Source organism: Flavobacterium zhairuonense (genome assembly GCF_004352915.1).
Lineage (GTDB): Bacteria > Bacteroidota > Bacteroidia > Flavobacteriales > Flavobacteriaceae > Flavobacterium > Flavobacterium zhairuonense.
The window spans coordinates 15522-33916 of the sequence record NZ_SJSY01000062.1 but is presented as its reverse complement, the minus strand read 5'-3'; the positions used below and the strand labels follow the sequence as shown (position 1 = coordinate 33916).

The 18395-nt window shown below is 34.1% G+C and carries 17 protein-coding genes; 11 read left to right on the top strand and 6 right to left on the bottom strand.

From position 1 onward, the window contains the following. Positions 1–58 precede the first annotated feature (58 nt). The 3 genes from EYY60_RS02375 (at position 59) to EYY60_RS02365 (ending at position 2033) form a co-directional block, all read left to right on the top strand. The gene (locus tag EYY60_RS02375; RefSeq protein WP_132987805.1) at positions 59–1021 is read left to right on the top strand and encodes a 2-hydroxyacid dehydrogenase; all 963 of its coding nucleotides are present in this window, start codon (positions 59–61) and stop codon (positions 1019–1021) included. Between the two features lie 173 nt (positions 1022–1194). Beyond that, complete coding sequence (locus EYY60_RS02370; protein ID WP_132987804.1) at positions 1195–1470, top strand: TM2 domain-containing protein; 276 nt, start codon at positions 1195–1197, stop codon at positions 1468–1470. Between the two features lie 197 nt (positions 1471–1667). Next, on the top strand, positions 1668–2033 hold the full coding sequence (locus EYY60_RS02365; protein ID WP_132987803.1) for a DUF805 domain-containing protein: 366 nt from the start codon (positions 1668–1670) through the stop codon (positions 2031–2033). Positions 2034–2119: 86 nt separating this feature from the next. On the opposite strand, the gene EYY60_RS02360 is transcribed toward EYY60_RS02365, so the two are convergent. Further along, positions 2120–3922, bottom strand: coding sequence for a GNAT family N-acyltransferase (locus EYY60_RS02360; RefSeq protein ID WP_132987802.1), 1803 nt, complete (start codon positions 3920–3922; stop codon positions 2120–2122). 120 nt (positions 3923–4042) lie between these two features. Between EYY60_RS02360 and EYY60_RS02355 the strand changes: the two genes are divergently transcribed. From EYY60_RS02355 to EYY60_RS02335, 5 genes are all read left to right on the top strand, one after another. Further along, positions 4043–4804, top strand: a complete 762-nt coding sequence (locus tag EYY60_RS02355; protein ID WP_132987801.1) for an exodeoxyribonuclease III — start codon at positions 4043–4045, stop codon at positions 4802–4804. 82 nt (positions 4805–4886) lie between these two features. After that, complete coding sequence (locus tag EYY60_RS02350; protein WP_132987800.1) at positions 4887–5831, top strand: OmpA family protein; 945 nt, start codon at positions 4887–4889, stop codon at positions 5829–5831. Between the two features lie 206 nt (positions 5832–6037). Beyond that, positions 6038–6289: a hypothetical protein gene (locus tag EYY60_RS02345; protein WP_132987799.1), complete on the top strand. Its 252-nt coding sequence runs from the start codon at positions 6038–6040 to the stop codon at positions 6287–6289. Further along, positions 6282–6575, top strand: coding sequence for a type II toxin-antitoxin system RelE/ParE family toxin (locus EYY60_RS02340; RefSeq protein WP_132987798.1), 294 nt, complete (start codon positions 6282–6284; stop codon positions 6573–6575). Before EYY60_RS02345 ends, EYY60_RS02340 begins: the two co-directional genes overlap by 8 nt. A gap of 173 nt (positions 6576–6748) precedes the next feature. Next, a complete protein-coding gene (locus EYY60_RS02335; RefSeq protein WP_132987797.1) occupies positions 6749–7786 on the top strand; it encodes an aldo/keto reductase in 1038 nt (345 codons plus the stop codon). Positions 7787–7947: 161 nt separating this feature from the next. On the opposite strand, the gene EYY60_RS02330 is transcribed toward EYY60_RS02335, so the two are convergent. The 5 genes from EYY60_RS02330 to panC all read right to left on the bottom strand — a co-directional run bounded on the left by EYY60_RS02330 (position 7948) and on the right by panC (position 13888). Continuing rightward, the gene (locus tag EYY60_RS02330) at positions 7948–9912 is read right to left on the bottom strand and encodes a transglycosylase domain-containing protein (RefSeq protein ID WP_132987796.1); all 1965 of its coding nucleotides are present in this window, start codon (positions 9910–9912) and stop codon (positions 7948–7950) included. A 20-nt stretch (positions 9913–9932) separates the two neighbouring features. Then, on the bottom strand, positions 9933–11294 hold the full coding sequence (radA, locus tag EYY60_RS02325; protein ID WP_132987795.1) for a DNA repair protein RadA: 1362 nt from the start codon (positions 11292–11294) through the stop codon (positions 9933–9935). Then, entirely contained in the window at positions 11294–12448 is a 1155-nt protein-coding gene (locus EYY60_RS02320; protein WP_132987794.1) for an alpha/beta hydrolase, read from the bottom strand. The genes radA and EYY60_RS02320 overlap by 1 nt, the downstream gene beginning before the upstream one ends. Before the next feature lie 196 nt (positions 12449–12644). Further along, positions 12645–12995 (bottom strand): aspartate 1-decarboxylase, encoded by a 351-nt coding sequence (gene panD / locus EYY60_RS02315; protein WP_008465481.1) that lies wholly within the window; start codon positions 12993–12995, stop codon positions 12645–12647. Between the two features lie 14 nt (positions 12996–13009). Beyond that, complete coding sequence (panC, locus tag EYY60_RS02310; RefSeq protein WP_132987793.1) at positions 13010–13888, bottom strand: pantoate--beta-alanine ligase; 879 nt, start codon at positions 13886–13888, stop codon at positions 13010–13012. Positions 13889–13966: 78 nt separating this feature from the next. On the opposite strand from panC, the gene EYY60_RS02305 reads away from it, so the two are divergent. From EYY60_RS02305 to glmS, 3 genes are read left to right on the top strand one after another with little or no spacing between them, the layout of a single operon-like run. Beyond that, the gene (locus EYY60_RS02305; protein ID WP_132987792.1) at positions 13967–14773 is read left to right on the top strand and encodes a glycogen/starch synthase; all 807 of its coding nucleotides are present in this window, start codon (positions 13967–13969) and stop codon (positions 14771–14773) included. A gap of 18 nt (positions 14774–14791) precedes the next feature. Then, positions 14792–16492 (top strand): DUF4270 domain-containing protein, encoded by a 1701-nt coding sequence (locus EYY60_RS02300; protein WP_132987791.1) that lies wholly within the window; start codon positions 14792–14794, stop codon positions 16490–16492. Between the two features lie 9 nt (positions 16493–16501). Further along, a complete protein-coding gene (glmS, locus tag EYY60_RS02295; RefSeq protein ID WP_132987790.1) occupies positions 16502–18352 on the top strand; it encodes a glutamine--fructose-6-phosphate transaminase (isomerizing) in 1851 nt (616 codons plus the stop codon). Positions 18353–18395: the final 43 nt, after the last annotated feature.

Here is an 18395-nt window from a genome sequence, read left to right as displayed (position 1 = left end):
AAATGAAAGGAATCTTAGAGAATTGCCGTATTTTTGCTTTATATAAAATACAATAGAAATGAGTGTAAAAATCCTTCATATCGACAGCAATAATCCTATTTTATGGAATCAATTAGAAGAGGCAGGTTTTGAAAATCACGCCGATTTTAAATCTTCGAAAGAAGAAATAGAAGCTAAAATTCAAGATTATAACGGAATTGTAATTCGAAGCCGTTTCAAGATTGACAAGACTTTTCTAGATAATGCAACTAACTTGCAATTTATTGCCAGGGTAGGCGCAGGACTTGAAAGTATTGATTGTGAATATGCTGAAGCGAAAGGAATTCATCTAATCGCAGCTCCGGAAGGAAACCGTAATGCAGTTGCAGAACATTCGCTTGGTGTAATATTATCGCTTTTCAATAATTTAAATCAGGCCGATGCCGAAGTTAAAGCAGGACATTGGAACAGAGAAAGCAATCGTGGTCATGAACTCGATGGAAAAACAGTCGGGATTATTGGTTATGGAAATATGGGAAAGGCTTTCGCCAAAAAACTCCGCGGTTTTGATACTGAAGTTTTGTTTTATGATATTTTAGAAAATATTGGTGATGAAAATGCCAAACAGGTTTCATTAGCCGAATTGCAAAAAAGAGCCGATGTTTTGAGTTTGCATTTGCCTTGGACGCCTGAAACCGACAAAATGGTTGATGCAAATTTTATAAACGCATTTTCGAAGCCATTTTGGATCATAAATACTTCTCGCGGCAAAAATATAGTCACAGCAGATTTGGTTGAAGCAATGAAGTCTAAAAAGGTTCTTGGAGCAGGTTTGGATGTTTTGGAGTATGAGAAATTATCTTTTGAAACTTTATTTCAGGATAAAAACACACCTGAGGCATTTCAATATTTGTTGGAAGCTAAAAACGCTTTACTGACACCACATATCGCTGGGTGGACTTTTGAAAGCCATGAGCGTTTGGCTCAAGTGATTGTAGATAAAATTAAAATGGTTTATTCAAGTAAATCTACTGGTATTTGATTTAGTTTATGGTTCCTCTTCGTTAATTGTAAGATTTTTGATTAACCATAATATTGATTATTAGTTTTTGAAGTTATTTTTTTTTAATATTGTTATGAATTTTTTAACAAGAATTTAGAAAAGGAGCGACCGAAAATCCTAAAAAGAGTAGGATTGATTTAATCTAATAAAAAATGGAAAATACAAGGCACGAGGCTTGGAATACCCCATCACAGCCAAGACAGGAAAACAAAAAAATTTCAGCAGGAATTCTGGCTATTTTGCTTGGAGCATTAGGCATTCATAAGTTTTATTTGGGTTATACGAAAGAAGGTATTATTCAGTTGCTTTTAGGATTGATGTGTGGTGTTGGTGGTGTTATCGGTATAATAGAAGGAATTCTGTACTTGACCAAAACCGATGAAGAATTTTATCAGACTTATCAAGTAGGCTATCAAGGCTGGTTTTAATTTAAAATCAATCATAAAAAAAGAGCTATCCTTTAAAGGATAGCTCTTTTTTTATGATTAGAAATGTCTTTATCTGACATAATAATAACATATAATTCCTATAAATAAATTCAATAGTCGGTATTCTTGCTTTTTGTTAAAAAGTAACGGAGTAACCGAAAATCCTTAAGAGTAGGCTAATTGAAAAAAAGAATATTATGTTAGAAATGTACAAAAAAGTAGTTTTTGAAAACTATGCAAATTTTAATGGAAGAGCAAGAAGACGAGAATATTGGATGTTTTTTCTGATAAATATGATAATCAGTATTGTTTTAGGTTTTGTTGTGGGATTAATTTCACCAAGTTTAGCAATTATTGGTAACATATACAGTTTGGCTGTTTTGCTTCCAGGAATTGGAGTTGCAATTAGAAGGATGCATGATATTGGTAAAAGTGGATGGTTTATTCTTATTCCTATTTACAATATTTTTTTGTTAGCAACTGAAGGAGAAAAAGGGCCAAATCAATATGGTGCTGATCCTAAGAATCAATTAGAAGGAATTGATGAAATAGGGAAAGAATAATTTCAATAGTTTTAAATAAAAATTGTAAAAATAAAAATCCCATCGGCCTTGGCGGATGGGATTTTTTATTTGGATAGATTATTGATTTAATCTTCTTTCTCAGATAATTTTTTCTCTAATTCAATCTGAAACTCTTCAATAACAGGTTTCATTGTACTTTCTGGAATATCGGCGATTCTGATGTACATTAAACCGTCTATTGCGTTGTTGAATAATGGATCGACATTGAAAGCTACAACTCGTGCATTTTGTTTGATGTATTTTTTAATCAAAACTGGTAAACGAAGATTTCCTGGTTCCAGTTCATCAATGATTTTATCAAACTTGTTCAAATCAGATTCCGCTTCATCGAAGATAAAATCTTTATCAGCGTCTTTTAATTTTACTTTATAAGCTTTCTTCGGATGAATATATTGTGCAATATACGGATCGTAATAATTTGATTTCATGAACTCAATCATCAATGATTTAGAGAAATCAGAAAATTGATTGCTGATACTTACGCCACCAACTAAATATTTGTGCTCTGGATGACGCAAAGTTGTATGAATAATACCTTTCCATAATAAAAACAAAGGCATTGGTTTTTGCTGATATTCTTTTACAATAAATGCACGGCCCATCTCGATCGATTTGTGCATCATATCGTGAAGTTCCTGTTCGAATCTAAAAAGATCAGTTAGGTAAAAACCTTCGATTCCATATTTCGGATATATTTCAGAACCTAGTCCCATACGATATGCGCCAGCAATTTTTTTGGTTTCATCATCCCATAAAAACATGTGGTGGTAGTATTTGTCGTATTCGTCTAAGTCGATAGATTCATTTGTTCCTTCACCAACTTCACGGAAAGTGATTTCGCGCAAACGCCCAATTTCATGTAAGATGTTCGGAATTTGTTTTGCACTTGCAAAGAATACTTCGTAATTTTTACTTTGCAAAAACCGTGCATCACTATCTCTCAACGCTTGAACTTCATCAATTAATTTTGATTCGTTTGCTGGCGTAACAATTTTTTTAGGTGCTTTTGGTATTTTTAAACTTGCTGTATCAATAAGTTTGGTATCCTTTTCAAAAGGATTGGCAAGCATATAGGTTTTCTTTCTTAAGAATTCTGAGTATTCCTCAAAAGATTCGATTTCGTTTTGTTCGCTTACAGAAATTGGTTTTCCAATACGAACTTTGATTACGCGGTCTTTCTGCGTAAGTAATTCAGACGGAAGTTTTGCAGTACGCAATGTATCGTCTATTTTAGAAAGCCAATAGAATAGTTTGCTGTTTTTGGCATGAAAATAAATAGGAACAACTGGAACTTTTGCTTTTCTGATTAATTTCAGCGCACCTTCTTCCCAAGGTTTATCCACGACTAATTTTCCATCTTTATAAGTTGAAACTTCTCCAGCTGGGAAAATCCCTAAAGGTTTTCCGTCGCTCAAGTGACGCAAAGTTTCTTTAATTCCAATTACGCTCGATTTTGCATCCTTGTGATTTTCAAAAGGATTAACCGGCATAATGTATTTTTTCATCGGAACAATTCTGTGCAATAAGAAATTTGCAATGATTTTGAAGTTAGGTTCTCTTTCAAGCATTAATTTCAAAAGCAAAATCCCATCAATTCCTCCAAGCGGATGATTTGAAATAGTAATGTAAGCACCATCTTTCGGCAGACGTTTTAAATCTTCTTCAGGAATTTCAAATTTGATTTCCATCTCGTCCAAAATCCCGTTCAAAAACGCAAGGTCTTCCAAATGTTTATTGCGATCGTAAATTTTATTAAGGGTCGAGATCTTAAGAACCTTCATAAGAATCCAGCCTGAAAAAGTACCAAATACGCCGTACTTATCAACATTTATTGCCTTTGCAACTTCTTTCGCGGTAACTAAACCCATGTACTATTTTTAAATTATTAGAGTAGCGAACAAAGATAACAAAAAACTCTACTTTTCCTTTATTCAATCCTAAACTTTCCACTTTTTTATTACATTTGGAATCCTAAAAAAAATACCTAGATGAAAATTATTTCTTATAATGTAAACGGAATTCGCGCTGCAATTACTAAAGGATTTATCGAATGGCTACAAGCGGCAAGCCCAGATGTTATATGCCTTCAGGAAATTAAAGCGACACAAGATCAAATTCCAGTTGAAGCGTTAACGGCTGCTGGCTATCCTTATCAATATTATTATCCTGCAACTAAAAAAGGTTATAGTGGTGTTGCGATTTTGTCTAAAATTGAACCGAAAGAGGTAGTTTACGGTACGGGAATTCATCATATGGATTTTGAGGGACGTAATCTTCGTGTCGATTTTGAGGATGTTTCTGTAATGAGCTTGTATCTTCCGTCAGGAACAAATATTGAAAGATTGGATCATAAATTTATGTTTATGGACGATTTTCAGACTTATATCAATGAACTGAAATTGACAATTCCGAATTTAATTATCTGTGGCGATTATAATATTTGTCACGAAGCAATTGATATTCATGATCCTGTTCGTAACAAAACAGTTTCTGGATTTTTGCCAGCTGAACGTGCTTGGCTTGATACTTTTATGAAGTCTGGTTTTATAGACAGTTTCCGTCATTTCAATAAAGACCCACATCATTATTCGTGGTGGAGTTACCGTGCGGGAGCGCGCGGAAACAACAAAGGATGGCGTATCGATTATAACTTGGTGAGCAATTCGATGGAGCACCGACTAAAACGTGCAGTTATTCTTCCTGATGCTGTTCACTCAGACCATTGTCCAGTTTTAGTCGAAATTGACTAAAGTTTGGTATTGTTCTTGCTGAAAGAAGAATAATCAAAAACAGAATTATTAATTAAAGCTCCAAATAAAAACCAAAAACACAATGATTAAAAAGGCCTCCATTGGATTAGTAGTTTTAGCTTTGTCTGCAACTTCATGTGTATCCAAAAAGATTTACAATGATCTTGAAACAAAATATTCAGATTTAAAAAAAGAGAATCGTTCGATTGCTGATGAAAATGCAAATTTAAAAACAGCAAAAAATCAGTTAGAATTAGACAAAGATAAGCTGACAAAAGATTTGGCAAGCACTAAAGATGACCTTGCAAAACAAAAAGCAGATCTTGCTGCAGAACAAAAAAAATATAAAGTATTGCAAGATTCTTATAATGCATTAGAGAAAAACAGCAATGATGCGTTAGAAAGCAATATGGCTAAAAACCGTGAATTGCTAGCGCAGTTAGAAGCAAAATCTAAAAAGCTTGCAGACGAACAAGCTCGTTTAGATAAAACAGCAAGCCGTTTGAAAGAGCTTGAAGACATGATCGCAGCAAAAGAAGAATCAATGCGAAAATTAAAAGAAACTTTATCTAAAGCTTTGAATGGTTTTGAAGGTAAAGGTTTGACTGTTGAACAGAAAAACGGTAAAGTTTATGTTTCAATGGAAAATAAATTGCTTTTCAATTCAGGAAGCTGGGCCGTTGGAACAGAAGGTAGAAAAGCTGTTGTAGAACTTGGTAAAGTTTTAGGTGAGAATCCAGATCTTTCAGTTTTAATTGAAGGACATACAGATGATGATCCGTATGCAGGTTCTGGACCAATTGCAAACAACTGGGATTTATCAACCAAAAGAGCAACTGCAATTGTGGCAATTTTAAGTGAAAATACTAAAATTAATAAACAAAAATTAACTGCAGCGGGACGAAGCGAGTTTTCTCCGCTAGCAAGCAACGCGACTCCAGAAGGAAAAGCTAAAAACCGTAGAATCGAAATTATCTTGACTCCGAGATTAGATGAGATTGCGGAGATGCTTAATAGCATAAATTAAGAGGCTAAGGTTCTGAGATACTAAGATACTAAGGTTTTAAAAAAGGGTTCAAAGTTTTACTTTGAACCTTTTTTATTTCCTGTAAGGTTTTAAAAACCTTGAAAATTTCTTATTTGATTTGAAGCTTTAGTTCTGTAATTTGGATTTTTCAAATTGGAATTTTTCTTTTATTATTTTCGTAACTTTGGATTTCAAAAATTTAAGTTATGGGACTTCCAGAATTAAAAGAGAAAATAAAAAATCAATTGGATTTGGCTGATGAAAGAGTTCTGCGAATCGTTTCTTCTGTATTTGATAATTATTTAAATGAAGTGGTTTCGTATGATGCGAAAGGAAATCCGGTGACATTGATTGATTATCATAATAAAGTAGAAGAAGGTTTAGAGGATATTAGATATAATCGAATAATTTCCAGCGAAGATTTGTCAAAAGAAATGAAAGATTGGGATAATGAATAAACCAACAGTTTTTTGGTCAGAAAATGCAAAATTGGATTTGAAGGAAATTTATTTTGAACTTAAAAGTAAATATTCGAAAGAAACTGGATTAAAAGTTAGAGACGAATTATTTAATAGCGCGAATAATGTCATTTTTGCCGAGCAATTTCAATTCGATGAATATAGAATAGATTGTCGTAGAATTTTGGTCAGAAATTTTAAAATTCTATATCAAATAAAAGATGATTCTGTTTTCATTGTTAGGATTTTCAATACATTTCAAAATCCATTAAAAAGTTTAAAATAAGTTAAGGTTCAAAGTTGTAAAGATACAAAGGCTCAAAGGTTTTTACTTTTGAGCTTTTTTGTTTCTTCAAGGATTTTTGAAACCTTGTACTTTTTTTAACCTTTATCAAATTTCAATTTGAAAAATCCCTTTGTACCTTTGTGACTTTGCAACTTTGAACCTTTAAAGAAAAAATGAAATACACTACACTACCCAACACCGATATAAAAGTTAGTAAAATTTGCCTCGGGACGATGACTTATGGGCAACAAAATACAGAAGCAGAGGGGCATGCTCAAATGGATTATGCACTTGAAAGAGGTGTAAATTTCTTTGATACCGCCGAAATGTATTCGGTTCCGGCAAGTGAAGCGACTTACGGAAGTACTGAAAAAGTGATTGGAACTTGGTTTAAAAAATCAGGAAATCGCGATAAAGTGATTTTGGCTTCAAAAATTGCAGGTCCGAATCCGAGTTTTGGATACATGCGTGAGAAACTGGATTTTTCGCCGGCAAGTATCAAATTTGCTGTTGAGCAAAGTTTAAAAAGACTTCAAACTGATTATATCGATTTGTATCAAATGCATTGGCCGGAAAGGAAAACTAATAATTTCGGACAGCGTGCTTTTCATGGGCATAATGATGTTTGGGAAGATAATTTCAGAGAGATTCTTGAAACTTTTGACGGATTAATCAAAGAAGGGAAAATCAAACACATTGGAGTTTCAAACGAAAATGCTTGGGGAATGATGCGTTTGTTGGAAGAAAGTAAATACAACAATCTGCCAAGAATCAAAACCGTACAGAATCCGTATTCGTTATTGAATCGTTTGTTTGAAGTGAATTCTGCGGAAGTTTCAAAATATGAAAATGTTGGTTTGTTGGGATATTCTCCTTTAGCATTTGGTGTTTTGACAGGGAAATTTCTAACAGGAGAAAGTCATCCGAAAGCGAGAATCAATCTTTTTCCGCAATACAAACGTTACAATAGCGATCAATGTACGCAAGCAACAAAATTATATCAGGAAATAGCTAAAAAACACGGTTTAACGTTAACGCAATTGGCTATGGGATTTGTTTTGCAACAACCGTTTTTAACAAGTGCGATTATTGGTGCAACAACTTTGGAACAATTGAAAGAAAATATTGATACAATTGATGTGGTGCTTTCTAAAGAAATTCTTGCAGAGATTGATGCGGTTCAGGCTATTATTCCTGATCCGGCGCCTTAAAAAGTATTTAACCGCAAGGTTCGCAAAGATTTACGCAAAGTTCGCAATGTTTTAACTGAAAAAATAATAGAAAAGCACACAAAGATTTTCCTTTTATAATTAAAAAATCTTTGTGTGCTTTGCGTAAATCTTTGCGAACCTTGCGGTTAAACTTCTCTCAATTACAAATCAAACTCATCTTCCACAGCCAAAGAATCATTTTTGACTGCCGTAGAATCTGGAGCTTTGATTTTTATCAGCGAACGCGCACTTCCTGAAATATAAACTGGCAATTGCCCAAGTGTGTCTTCTGGAACTAAAAGTCCTCTTCTAAACATCAAATTCTTTATGAATTTTTGGTTTTTAATGGCGAAATCTTTCAAATTTCCTTGATCATTAAACTGATACATGAATTTTCTTGGCTTCGGAATAATGGTTGCCAGATACAAACATTCATCTACATTTAAATCGGCTGGGCTTTTTTGGAAATAGAAATGACTTGCTTCGCCAATTCCGTACACATTAGGCCCCCATTCGATGATGTTGAAATAGACTTCCAGCATTCTTTCTTTGCTAACAATTCGGTTGTTTTCTAAAATGTAAACTAATAGGATTTCTTCAAGCTTTCGCGAAAGCGTTTTTTCACGAGTTAAAAAGACATTCTTAATTAACTGCATGCTGATTGTACTAGCGCCTCGAGAGAATTTTTTGGTTCTAATATTCTTCAGAATTGACTGTTTGAAAGCTTCATTAATGAAACCGCGATGCGAGAAGAAAGAAGGATCTTCAGTTGTTAGAACACATTTTCTCAAATAAGGCGAAATTTGATCTAAAGGCGTGTAATTTGGGTTTCCTGTTCCAACCAAAACTGGTCGTTGCAATACATTCTGAATTATAGCGCGATAAACAAATTCGCCGTTTAGTTTGTTTAAATCGGCTTCGCCATATTTTGTTATTCTTAAATCTTCCTTGTTGAGCTTGCTGTCAAAAACAAGTGTATTTGGTTTGTTTTTATTGAACTTGAAATCCAGCTTATAGTCAAAATTCCCGGTTGCTTCCATTCCTTGGAAATGCGTAAACAATCCATCAGGCAAAGAAACAATAAAATCTTGCGCTTTCATTTTTGGAATATCAACCTTCAATGTATAAACAGTGTCTTTTTCAGTATTATACGAAATATAAGGTTTCACTTTTATTTTGTTCAACTGCATTGTTGAAGTGCTGTCAATCGAAATAAAATCGTCTCCTAGTAAAAATCGGTAGTCAAAACGTGCATTTTTGATCACAACATCTTTGCTGGCAATTTTTGGGTGATTGATTTTTAAATTGGTAATAGAAGTAAAACCATCAATATGAAGTTCGCCACCGCTTTTGTCAATTTTTTCGACATTTAATCGAATAGAATCAAAACTTGCTTTTAGATTGTAACGTTCGTCAAGATACGGAACACGAATAGCGCCAGTATCTAAATTGAAAAATCGAATATCAGCTTTTTTATTTCTTGGGTCAGCAAAGCCTTTTAAGTTCCATTTTTGGTCAAAATCTTTGCTTACCACATGAATATTGGTTTCGAGCTGTTTGTTGTCTAAGACTAGTTTGTTTATTGCGATATTTGTCTTTTTTCCGTTATCATCAATTTTGAATTGGAAGTTTTCCAAATTCATGTCAGTTGGAACTAAATTGAGCAGTTTCGAAATAATTCGATAGGCAAAAGCGCCATATTTTCGCTTTTCATTTGGCTCAGAATCGTCACGATCTCTTTTTAAGAAAGCATCAAAATTGCGGACTTTTCCTTTTTTGACTAATTGGATATAACCATTATTGACTTTTAAAGTTCCGACCTGGACATCGCCAATCAAAAGATTGCTTAAGCTGACGCTGGTTTCAATGTTTTTAATTTTTAGAAGTGTGTCAGCGTTTTTTGGGACCAAAACGATATCGGTAAGTTTAATAGTTGACAGCCCGCTAAAAGAAGCTTCTTTTACAGAAAAATCACTGTTGTAGCTCACAGCCATCTTATGGGTAACTTTTGCAATTACCTGCTTTAGGAGAGAATTTCGGAAATAGTATAGGCCAACACAAAGCAAAATCAATAGTACCAAGAGTATTTTTAGGGCTTTGTATATTTTTTGTTTTGGAAAATTCATAGTGGTATTTTTATCAGAAATCAACCAAAAAGAATGCTGGCAACATCTTCAATTTTTGCAACCAATTCGATTTTGATCCCTGTATTTTTTAAAGCAATTTTGTTGTATTTTGAAACAAAGATAGTGTCGAAACCTAATTTTTCAGCTTCCTGAATACGCTGATCCACTCGGTTAACCGGACGAATTTCACCAGAAAGTCCAACTTCGCCTGCAAAACAGAAACCTTTTCCAACTGGAATATCTTCGTTTGAAGATAAAATTGCGGCAACAACCGCTAAGTCAATAGCAGGATCATCAACAGATATTCCTCCGGTAACATTCAGGAAGACGTCTTTTGCGCCAAGTCGGAATCCGGCTCTTTTTTCTAAAACAGCCAAAATCATGTTTAGCCTTTTTGCGTTGTAGCCTGTTGTGCTTCTTTGCGGAGTTCCATAAACAGCAGTACTTACTAAAGATTGAATTTCGATCATCAATGGGCGCATGCCTTCCAGAGTTGTGGCAATTGCGGTTCCTGATAACTCTTCGTCTTTGTGTGAAATCAATATTTCTGACGGATTGCTTACTTCTCGTAAACCGCTTCCAAGCATTTCATAAATTCCGAGTTCAGAGGTTGAGCCAAAACGGTTTTTTAATGAACGCAAAATTCGATAAATATGATTTCTGTCGCCTTCAAACTGAAGAACGGTATCGACCATATGTTCCAAAATTTTCGGTCCGGCGATATTTCCATCTTTGGTAATATGTCCAATTAAAATAACCGGAATATTGGTTTCTTTCGCAAATTTGATCAATTCGGCAGTAGTTTCTCTGATTTGAGAAATACTTCCAGCTGTTGATTCGATATAATCTGTATGTAAAGTTTGAATAGAATCAATGATGACAATTTCTGGCTGAATTGCCTCAATCTGTTTAAAGATATTTTGCGTTTTGGTTTCCGTTAGAATATAACAGTTGTCGCTGTTTGGCGTAATTCTTTCGGCGCGCATTTTTATTTGTTTCTGACTTTCCTCGCCCGAAACATACAATGTTTTATAAGGTAATTTTAATGAAATCTGGAGTAAAAGTGTACTTTTTCCAATTCCTGGTTCGCCACCCAAAAGTGTCAATGATCCTGGAACGATTCCGCCTCCCAAAACACGATTCAATTCTCCGTCAGTGGTATCCATTCGGATTTCTTGAGCCGAATCGATTTCTGTTATTTTTAAAGGACGTGGCGCTCTGTTTGTTGGAGTTGGCTCGCTTTTCCAAGCTACTTTTTCCTGCTTCTGAATAATTTCTTCAGCAATTGTATTCCATTCTTTGCAGGCGTTGCATTGCCCTTGCCATTTGGCATATTGAGTGCCGCAATTTTGACAAAAAAAGGAAGTTTTAACTTTTGACATTATTTAGTTTTTTTGGCAAGCGTATTCATTTCGTCAATTTTCTCATACATCAAATCTTTATTCAAATCTCCGATTGGCTCCATTTGAGAAGCATTTTGGTATTTTTTTGAAGCATGTTTTGGATCGCCCATTTTTTCGTACATCAAGCCTAATTCATATTCTCCCAACATGGCTTTTGGATAATTTACATTTCCAATTTCAGCCATTTTCCCTAATTCATCATAAGCATTCTTTTTCAAAATAAGATTTTCGATTATTTTGAAATCACTCATTCTCACTGGCACTTGAAATCCTAAAATTTCAGACATTGTAGCGTATTTTTTTTCTAAATAATCTGAATAGCCAGATTCTAGAACGGCAATTTTTTCATTGTATTCAGCAGAATTAATTGGTCTATACGATTCGAAAATTTGATACAGCGCATTCGGGATTGAATGTAAAACCTCGGTATAATGTGTTGCACCTTTAAATACGTCGTATTTATAATTCACTAACGGATTATTTGCGATTTTAATATTGCTGTTTAATTTTTCAATAGGTTCTTTAATTCTTTTATTGTCACCTTCACCTGCGGAAAGATAATAGAATATTGGTTTTTGAATTTTTGCAAATTTTTCCGCTATTCTAACTTCCATTTTTGGAGCAAGCTCAGGGCTAAAACAGATATATGCGTTAAAAAGTGGTTCTTCTTTATATAAATAAAAATTAGCAAAACTCGCTGTTATGTCATGGCCTGCAATAATTCTGAAAGGCGCTGTGTGGTATTTTTTTTCAATATATGGAACTAATTCTGCTCCTATGAATTCGAAAAATTTTGCTCCCTTTTCAAATGGCAGACCTTCATTTTGATCAATTGTGGAATCGTCTTCACGCTCGTCATTTTTATTTTGATGTATCCCGATGATAATCATTTCTGGAATGTCATCCCAATAAGATCCATAACTTATAGCTCCGGAAAATGGATCAAATAAATAATCGCCGTCTAATAAGTATAAAACCGGATATTTTCTATCTGATTTTTCATCATAAGAAGCAGGAAGTCCAATTGTTATTCTTCGTTCTTCTCCTAGTTTTTCAGATTTTATATTGTCGAATTTTTTCTGAGAAAAAACAGAAACAGAGATGAATACAAGTAGTAGGTGAACTTTTTTCATGATTTGTGGCATTTCAGTGAATTAAAAAGTATTGAAAATTGTATGGCAATATAATACTTTATTTGCTTTTTGGTATTTTGGGGCTAAAAAAAAGCAATGATTTCTTACGTTAAATTTTTTAATTTAAGGCACAAGAAATCCGTTTGTGCAAAAAGATTTTGACAAATAGAAAATAAAAATAAGTTTGAAACTAGTTTTATGTTAACGAATTATCGTTTTCGTTAGGGAAAATAATCCACGGCTTGAAGGTTTTGGCTTCTTCAAAATCTAAAGTTGCATAAGAAATGATGATGATGATGTCATCTTTTTGAACCTTTCTTGCAGCTGGACCATTCAGAGTGATTTCGCCTGAATTTTTTTCGCCTTTTATAGCATACGTTTCAAAACGTTCGCCATTGTTAATGTTAACGATAGATACTTTTTCGCCTTCAATAATGTTTGAAGCTTCGAGAAGTGTTTCATCAATAGTGATGCTGCCAATATAATTTAAATCGGCACCAGTAACTTTTACTCGATGAATTTTTGATTTTATAACTTGAATTTGCATGATGCAAAGGTAATTTAATTTAATGAAATGGTGTCAATTAACCTTATAGAATTAACAAATACCGCTATAAACGCACGGTATTTTTTGTCATTAATTTTATGTTCAATAGGTAATAATGTAGATTCGTCAGCAATCACGAAATATTCGAGGTCAAATCTTTCGTTGTCTTTAAAAGCATCTTCTACAAATTTGATGGTTTCTTCAGGAGTTCCTTTTTGGAAAACTTCTTTTGCCTCCGTTAAAGTCTTGTAAATAATTGCGGCTTCTTTTCTTTCTTCTGCAGTCAAACGCTCGTTTCGAGAGCTCATTGCCAAAAGATTATCCTCTCTAAAAATTGGACAGCCAATAATGTTTACAGGCAAATTGTTTTTTTCGACCATTTTTTTGACGATTTGCAACTGCTGAAAGTCTTTTTCTCCAAAATAGGCATTAGTTGGCGTTACAATTTCAAAAAGACGTTTTACTATGGTTCCAACACCGTTAAAATGCCCAGGTCTGAATTTTCCTTCCATCTGATTTTCTAAACCGTCAAAATCAAATGTTTGCGAAATTGTGTTTCCTTCGTAAATATCTTCGACAGAAGGAGCGTATAAAATTATTTTGTCACTTAATCCTCTCATTTTTTTTACATCCTCTTCAAGAGTTCGAGGATATTTTTCTAAATCTTCAGGATTATTGAACTGAGTAGGGTTTACGAAAATACTTACAACGGTATCGTCATTTTCTTTAAGTGATCGTTGCATTAAAGCCAGATGCCCTTGGTGTAAAGCTCCCATGGTTGGTACAAATCCGATGGTTGAATTTGCGGTTTTGATAGTTTTTAAATAAGCTATCAAAGCTACTTTACCGTAAAAAATATGCATGGCGGTATTATTAAAATTTAGTGCAAACATAATATATTAGTTATAAACTGCATAAAATTTTGTAATTTTGCGACGTTTTTATTACCAAAAATTAAGTAAAATACTATTATGAAAGATAAGAGGATATTATATGTATCATCTGAAGTCGTGCCTTATTTGGCTGAAAATGAGGTTTCTTTAATGTCTTATGACGTTCCGAAAATGATTAACGATCAAGGAGGTCAGATAAGAATTTTCATGCCAAGATATGGAAATATCAACGAGAGAAGACATCAATTACACGAAGTGATCAGGCTTTCTGGAATGAATTTGGTAGTGAATGACTTAGATATGCCATTGATTATTAAAGTTGCTTCAATTCCTAAAGAAAGAATTCAGGTTTATTTTATTGATAATGATGAGTATTTTAAGCGTAAGGCAACTTTTGCTGACGAAGAAGGTGCGTTGTATCCTGACAATGATGAGCGTGCGATCTTTTTTGCCAAAGGGGTTGTTGAAACCGTTAAAAAATTGAATTGGGTTCCAGATATTATTCACGTACATGGGTGGTTGGCAGCAATGCTTCCTATTTATATGAAGCATTATTATAAAAATGAAGCTTTGTTTTCTGAAACTAAAATTGTGACATCGGTTTACGGACAGTCTTTCGATGAGAATTTAGATATGGAAATGATCAACAAAGTTAAATTTGATGGTGTGCCTCACGAATCTGTTGCTGATTTGGAAGTTCCTAATTATGAAAATGTTTTAAAAGCAAGTATATTGCATTCAGATGCTGTTATTATTGCGTCTGAAAATGTTTCCCCAAGTTTAACAAAATTTATAGAATCTTCAGGAAAACCTTTTTTACCTTTCACCCCGAAAGATGCGTTCGCTGAGGCGTATACAAATTTCTATAGAAAAATGGGTCTTTAATTAACTTTAAATTTAAACATGTATAATACTTCTTTTATTAAGAAAATTCTAGTGGCAGCTACGGTTGTTTTTTTATATTCCTGCGATAGAGATTTTAATGCGATTGGTGATGATATAATTGGAGATAATCATTTTGATTTGACACCAGAAAAATATGATGTTTTAGCCTATAATCAAGAAGTAACACCTGTTCAATCAAATGGGTTAGCTACAAATGCCTTGGGTATTTATGATAATCCGGTTTTGGGTACAACGATTGGAAATTATGCAACTCAGGTAACTTTGGCAGAATATGCTCCTACAATTGGAGAAGCTCCAGTTATTGATAGTGTTTATTTGAGCGTTCCTTATTTTAATCACGTAGTGTCTACTGATGCTGATGGAAAGCGTACATTTGAATTAGATTCTGTTTTTGGACCTGCAGAAGGAAAATTGAATTTAAGCATCTATGAATCTGGCGTTCAAATGCGCAGCAATTTTTACGATAATGGCACACAATTGCCACAATTGTATTATACAGACGAAAACACAACTTTTGATACCTATAAAATGGGGTCAAGGTTAAATGATTCTGGCAGTAAAAAACAAAATTCGGAGTTTTACTTTGATAATTCTGAAATAACAGACAGGACTGTTGATGCAAGCGGAAAAGTTACTTTAACCAAAGTGGCTCCAGAAATGCGATTGATGTTGAATAAGAAATTTTTCATGGATAAGATTTTGGCTGCCCCTGCTGAAAAATTAGCAAATGCAACCGTATTTCAAGATTGGTTCAGAGGATTGTATTTTAAAGTAGAAAGAGTGGCAGGAAGTCCTGCGAATTTAGCTTTGATGGATTTTGCAAAAGCAGGTAAAATTGTCATTAAATACAAAGCAAGAACTGCAATTACTACAGATCCTGAGGCTACAACAGAGGATAAGAGTATAACTATTAACTTGACGGGTGCAACAGCAAGCCTTCAACAGGATGCTAAAAGCGCTAGTTATGCGAGCGCAATAAGTGAATCAAATATAAACAGGACACAGGGAGATCAAAGTCTTTATATTAAAGGAGGCCAGGGATCTACTACTATAATCGAACTTTTTGGTAAAACAGATGCGATAGGTTATAATAAGAGCGATGTTTTGGTAAATAAACCTAATGGTGTTCCGGATGTTTTGGATGAAATGAGGCATGATTTTAGAGTTAAAAATTGGAGGATAAATGAAGTAAATCTAGTCTTTAATATTGATGCTGATAAAATGGCAGTGAAAGATGCCAACGGTCTTCAGGCAGAAGAGCCGAAAAGGGTTTATCTGTACGATATGACTAATAATGTGCCTCTAATAGATTATTCGGATGGAACTACTGGTGCGTTAGCGAACAATCCAAAAGCTACTAAATATGTTTTTGGAGGTATTATTAATATTGATGCTAATACTAAAAGAGGAAACTATTATAAGGTAAGAATTACAAATCATGTTCGAAATCTTATAAAAGATACGACTGCAGTTAATGTGAAATTAGGGCTGGCTGTAACCGAAGATATTGGTGTAATCACTTCTAATAAATTGAAAAACAAAATAGCAATACCTGGGACTAGCCCAATTGAATATTTTACTGATGCACCTAGAGGTTCAGTTATGGGTCCGTTAGGAACAATATTGTTCGGAGGGAATTCAAATGTTCCTGAAGACAAAAGATTGAAACTCGAAGTTTACTACACGAAACCAAATTAATAAATATATATGTGTGGAATTGTTGGGTATATTGGCCATAGAGAGGCGTATCCTATTGTTATCAAAGGATTAAAACGACTCGAATACAGAGGTTATGACAGTGCCGGTGTTATGTTATTTGACAACGAATCTGGAGTAAAACTTTGTAAAACAAAAGGTAAGGTTTCGGATCTTGAGGCGAAAGCACAAGAAAGCTTGAAAACAAACGGAACGATTGGTATTGGGCATACACGTTGGGCAACCCACGGAGTGCCAAATGATGTAAATTCGCATCCGCATCTTTCTAATTCTGGTGAATTGGTTATTATTCACAACGGAATTATTGAAAATTATGCACCTCTTAAAGAAGAATTGATCAAAAGAGGTTATACTTTTAAATCGGATACAGATACAGAGGTTTTAGTAAACTTAATTGAGGAAGTTCAGAAAAAAGAAAATATTAAATTAGGAAAAGCAGTTCAGATTGCTTTAAATCAAGTTGTAGGAGCTTATGCAATTGCAGTTTTTGATAAAAAAAATCCTGATGAAATTGTTGCGGCAAGATTAGGAAGTCCATTAGCAATTGGTGTTGGTGACGGCGAATATTTTGTTGCTTCTGATGCTTCTCCTTTTATTGAATATACTTCAAATGCAATTTATCTTGAAGATGGCGAGATGGCAAATATCAGATTGCACAAGCCTCTTAAAGTTAGAAAAATAAAAGATGACTCATTAGTAGATCCTTATATTCAAGAACTTCAAATGAATTTGGAGCAGATTGAAAAAGGCGGATATGATCATTTCATGCTAAAAGAAATCTACGAGCAACCAAGTGTAATTAAAGATACTTACCGTGGAAGACTTCATGCAAATGAAGGAATTGTTCAAATGGCAGGTGTTGAAGATAACCTTGAAAAGTTCTTAAATGCAAAAAGAATTCTGATTGTAGCTTGTGGTACTTCATGGCATGCAGGTTTGGTAGCAGAATATATTTTTGAAGAATTTACGCGTATTCCAGTTGAAGTTGAATATGCTTCTGAATTTAGATACAGAAACCCAATCATTAATAAAGATGATGTCGTAATTGCAATTTCTCAATCTGGAGAAACGGCAGATACAATGGCGGCTATCAAATTAGCAAAAGAGAATGGTGCTTTTGTTTTTGGAGTTTGTAATGTTGTGGGTTCTTCTATTTCAAGAGAAAGCCATGCAGGTGCTTACACACATGCTGGGCCAGAAATTGGAGTAGCTTCTACTAAAGCTTTTACTACTCAAATCACAGTTTTAACTATGATTGCCTTGAAATTAGGAAAGGCAAAAGGAACTTTGACTAACAGCGATTTTCATGCTTACCTGCAAGAATTAGAAATAATTCCAGAGAAGGTAGCTGAGGCTTTGGAAACAAATGATAAGGCAAAAGAAATTGCTGCTGCTTTTAAAGATTCGCCAAACTGTCTTTATTTAGGTCGTGGATACAATTTTCCAGTAGCGTTAGAAGGAGCTCTTAAGTTAAAAGAGATTTCGTATATCCACGCTGAAGGATATCCTGCAGCCGAAATGAAACACGGCCCGATTGCTTTGATTGATGAGCATATGCCGGTTATTGTAATTGCGCCTAGTCAAGGTCATTATGATAAAATTGTAAGTAACATCCAGGAGATTAAATCTCGCAGTGGTAAAATTATCGCAGTTGTTACAAAAGGGGATACTCAAGTTCGTGAATTGGCTGATTATGTTATTGAAATTCCAGCAACTTCAGATGCTTTATCACCACTTATTACGACAATTCCATTGCAATTGCTTTCGTATTACATTGCAGTTATGAGAGGTTGTAACGTAGATCAACCGCGTAACTTAGCAAAATCAGTTACAGTAGAATAATATTTTACGACATATAAATGTTAAAAAAGCGAGATTTAGGTCT

Coding starts and splice junctions, on each gene's coding strand:
- EYY60_RS02375 (WP_132987805.1), top strand. CDS start 59: ATGAGTGTAAAAATCCTTCATATCGACAGCAATAATCCTATTTTATGG.
- EYY60_RS02370 (WP_132987804.1), top strand. CDS start 1,195: ATGGAAAATACAAGGCACGAGGCTTGGAATACCCCATCACAGCCAAGA.
- EYY60_RS02365 (WP_132987803.1), top strand. CDS start 1,668: ATGTTAGAAATGTACAAAAAAGTAGTTTTTGAAAACTATGCAAATTTT.
- EYY60_RS02360 (WP_132987802.1), bottom strand. CDS start 3,922: ATGGGTTTAGTTACCGCGAAAGAAGTTGCAAAGGCAATAAATGTTGAT.
- EYY60_RS02355 (WP_132987801.1), top strand. CDS start 4,043: ATGAAAATTATTTCTTATAATGTAAACGGAATTCGCGCTGCAATTACT.
- EYY60_RS02350 (WP_132987800.1), top strand. CDS start 4,887: ATGATTAAAAAGGCCTCCATTGGATTAGTAGTTTTAGCTTTGTCTGCA.
- EYY60_RS02345 (WP_132987799.1), top strand. CDS start 6,038: ATGGGACTTCCAGAATTAAAAGAGAAAATAAAAAATCAATTGGATTTG.
- EYY60_RS02340 (WP_132987798.1), top strand. CDS start 6,282: ATGAATAAACCAACAGTTTTTTGGTCAGAAAATGCAAAATTGGATTTG.
- EYY60_RS02335 (WP_132987797.1), top strand. CDS start 6,749: ATGAAATACACTACACTACCCAACACCGATATAAAAGTTAGTAAAATT.
- EYY60_RS02330 (WP_132987796.1), bottom strand. CDS start 9,912: ATGAATTTTCCAAAACAAAAAATATACAAAGCCCTAAAAATACTCTTG.
- radA (WP_132987795.1), bottom strand. CDS start 11,294: ATGTCAAAAGTTAAAACTTCCTTTTTTTGTCAAAATTGCGGCACTCAA.
- EYY60_RS02320 (WP_132987794.1), bottom strand. CDS start 12,448: ATGAAAAAAGTTCACCTACTACTTGTATTCATCTCTGTTTCTGTTTTT.
- panD (WP_008465481.1), bottom strand. CDS start 12,995: ATGCAAATTCAAGTTATAAAATCAAAAATTCATCGAGTAAAAGTTACT.
- panC (WP_132987793.1), bottom strand. CDS start 13,888: ATGTTTGCACTAAATTTTAATAATACCGCCATGCATATTTTTTACGGT.
- EYY60_RS02305 (WP_132987792.1), top strand. CDS start 13,967: ATGAAAGATAAGAGGATATTATATGTATCATCTGAAGTCGTGCCTTAT.
- EYY60_RS02300 (WP_132987791.1), top strand. CDS start 14,792: ATGTATAATACTTCTTTTATTAAGAAAATTCTAGTGGCAGCTACGGTT.
- glmS (WP_132987790.1), top strand. CDS start 16,502: ATGTGTGGAATTGTTGGGTATATTGGCCATAGAGAGGCGTATCCTATT.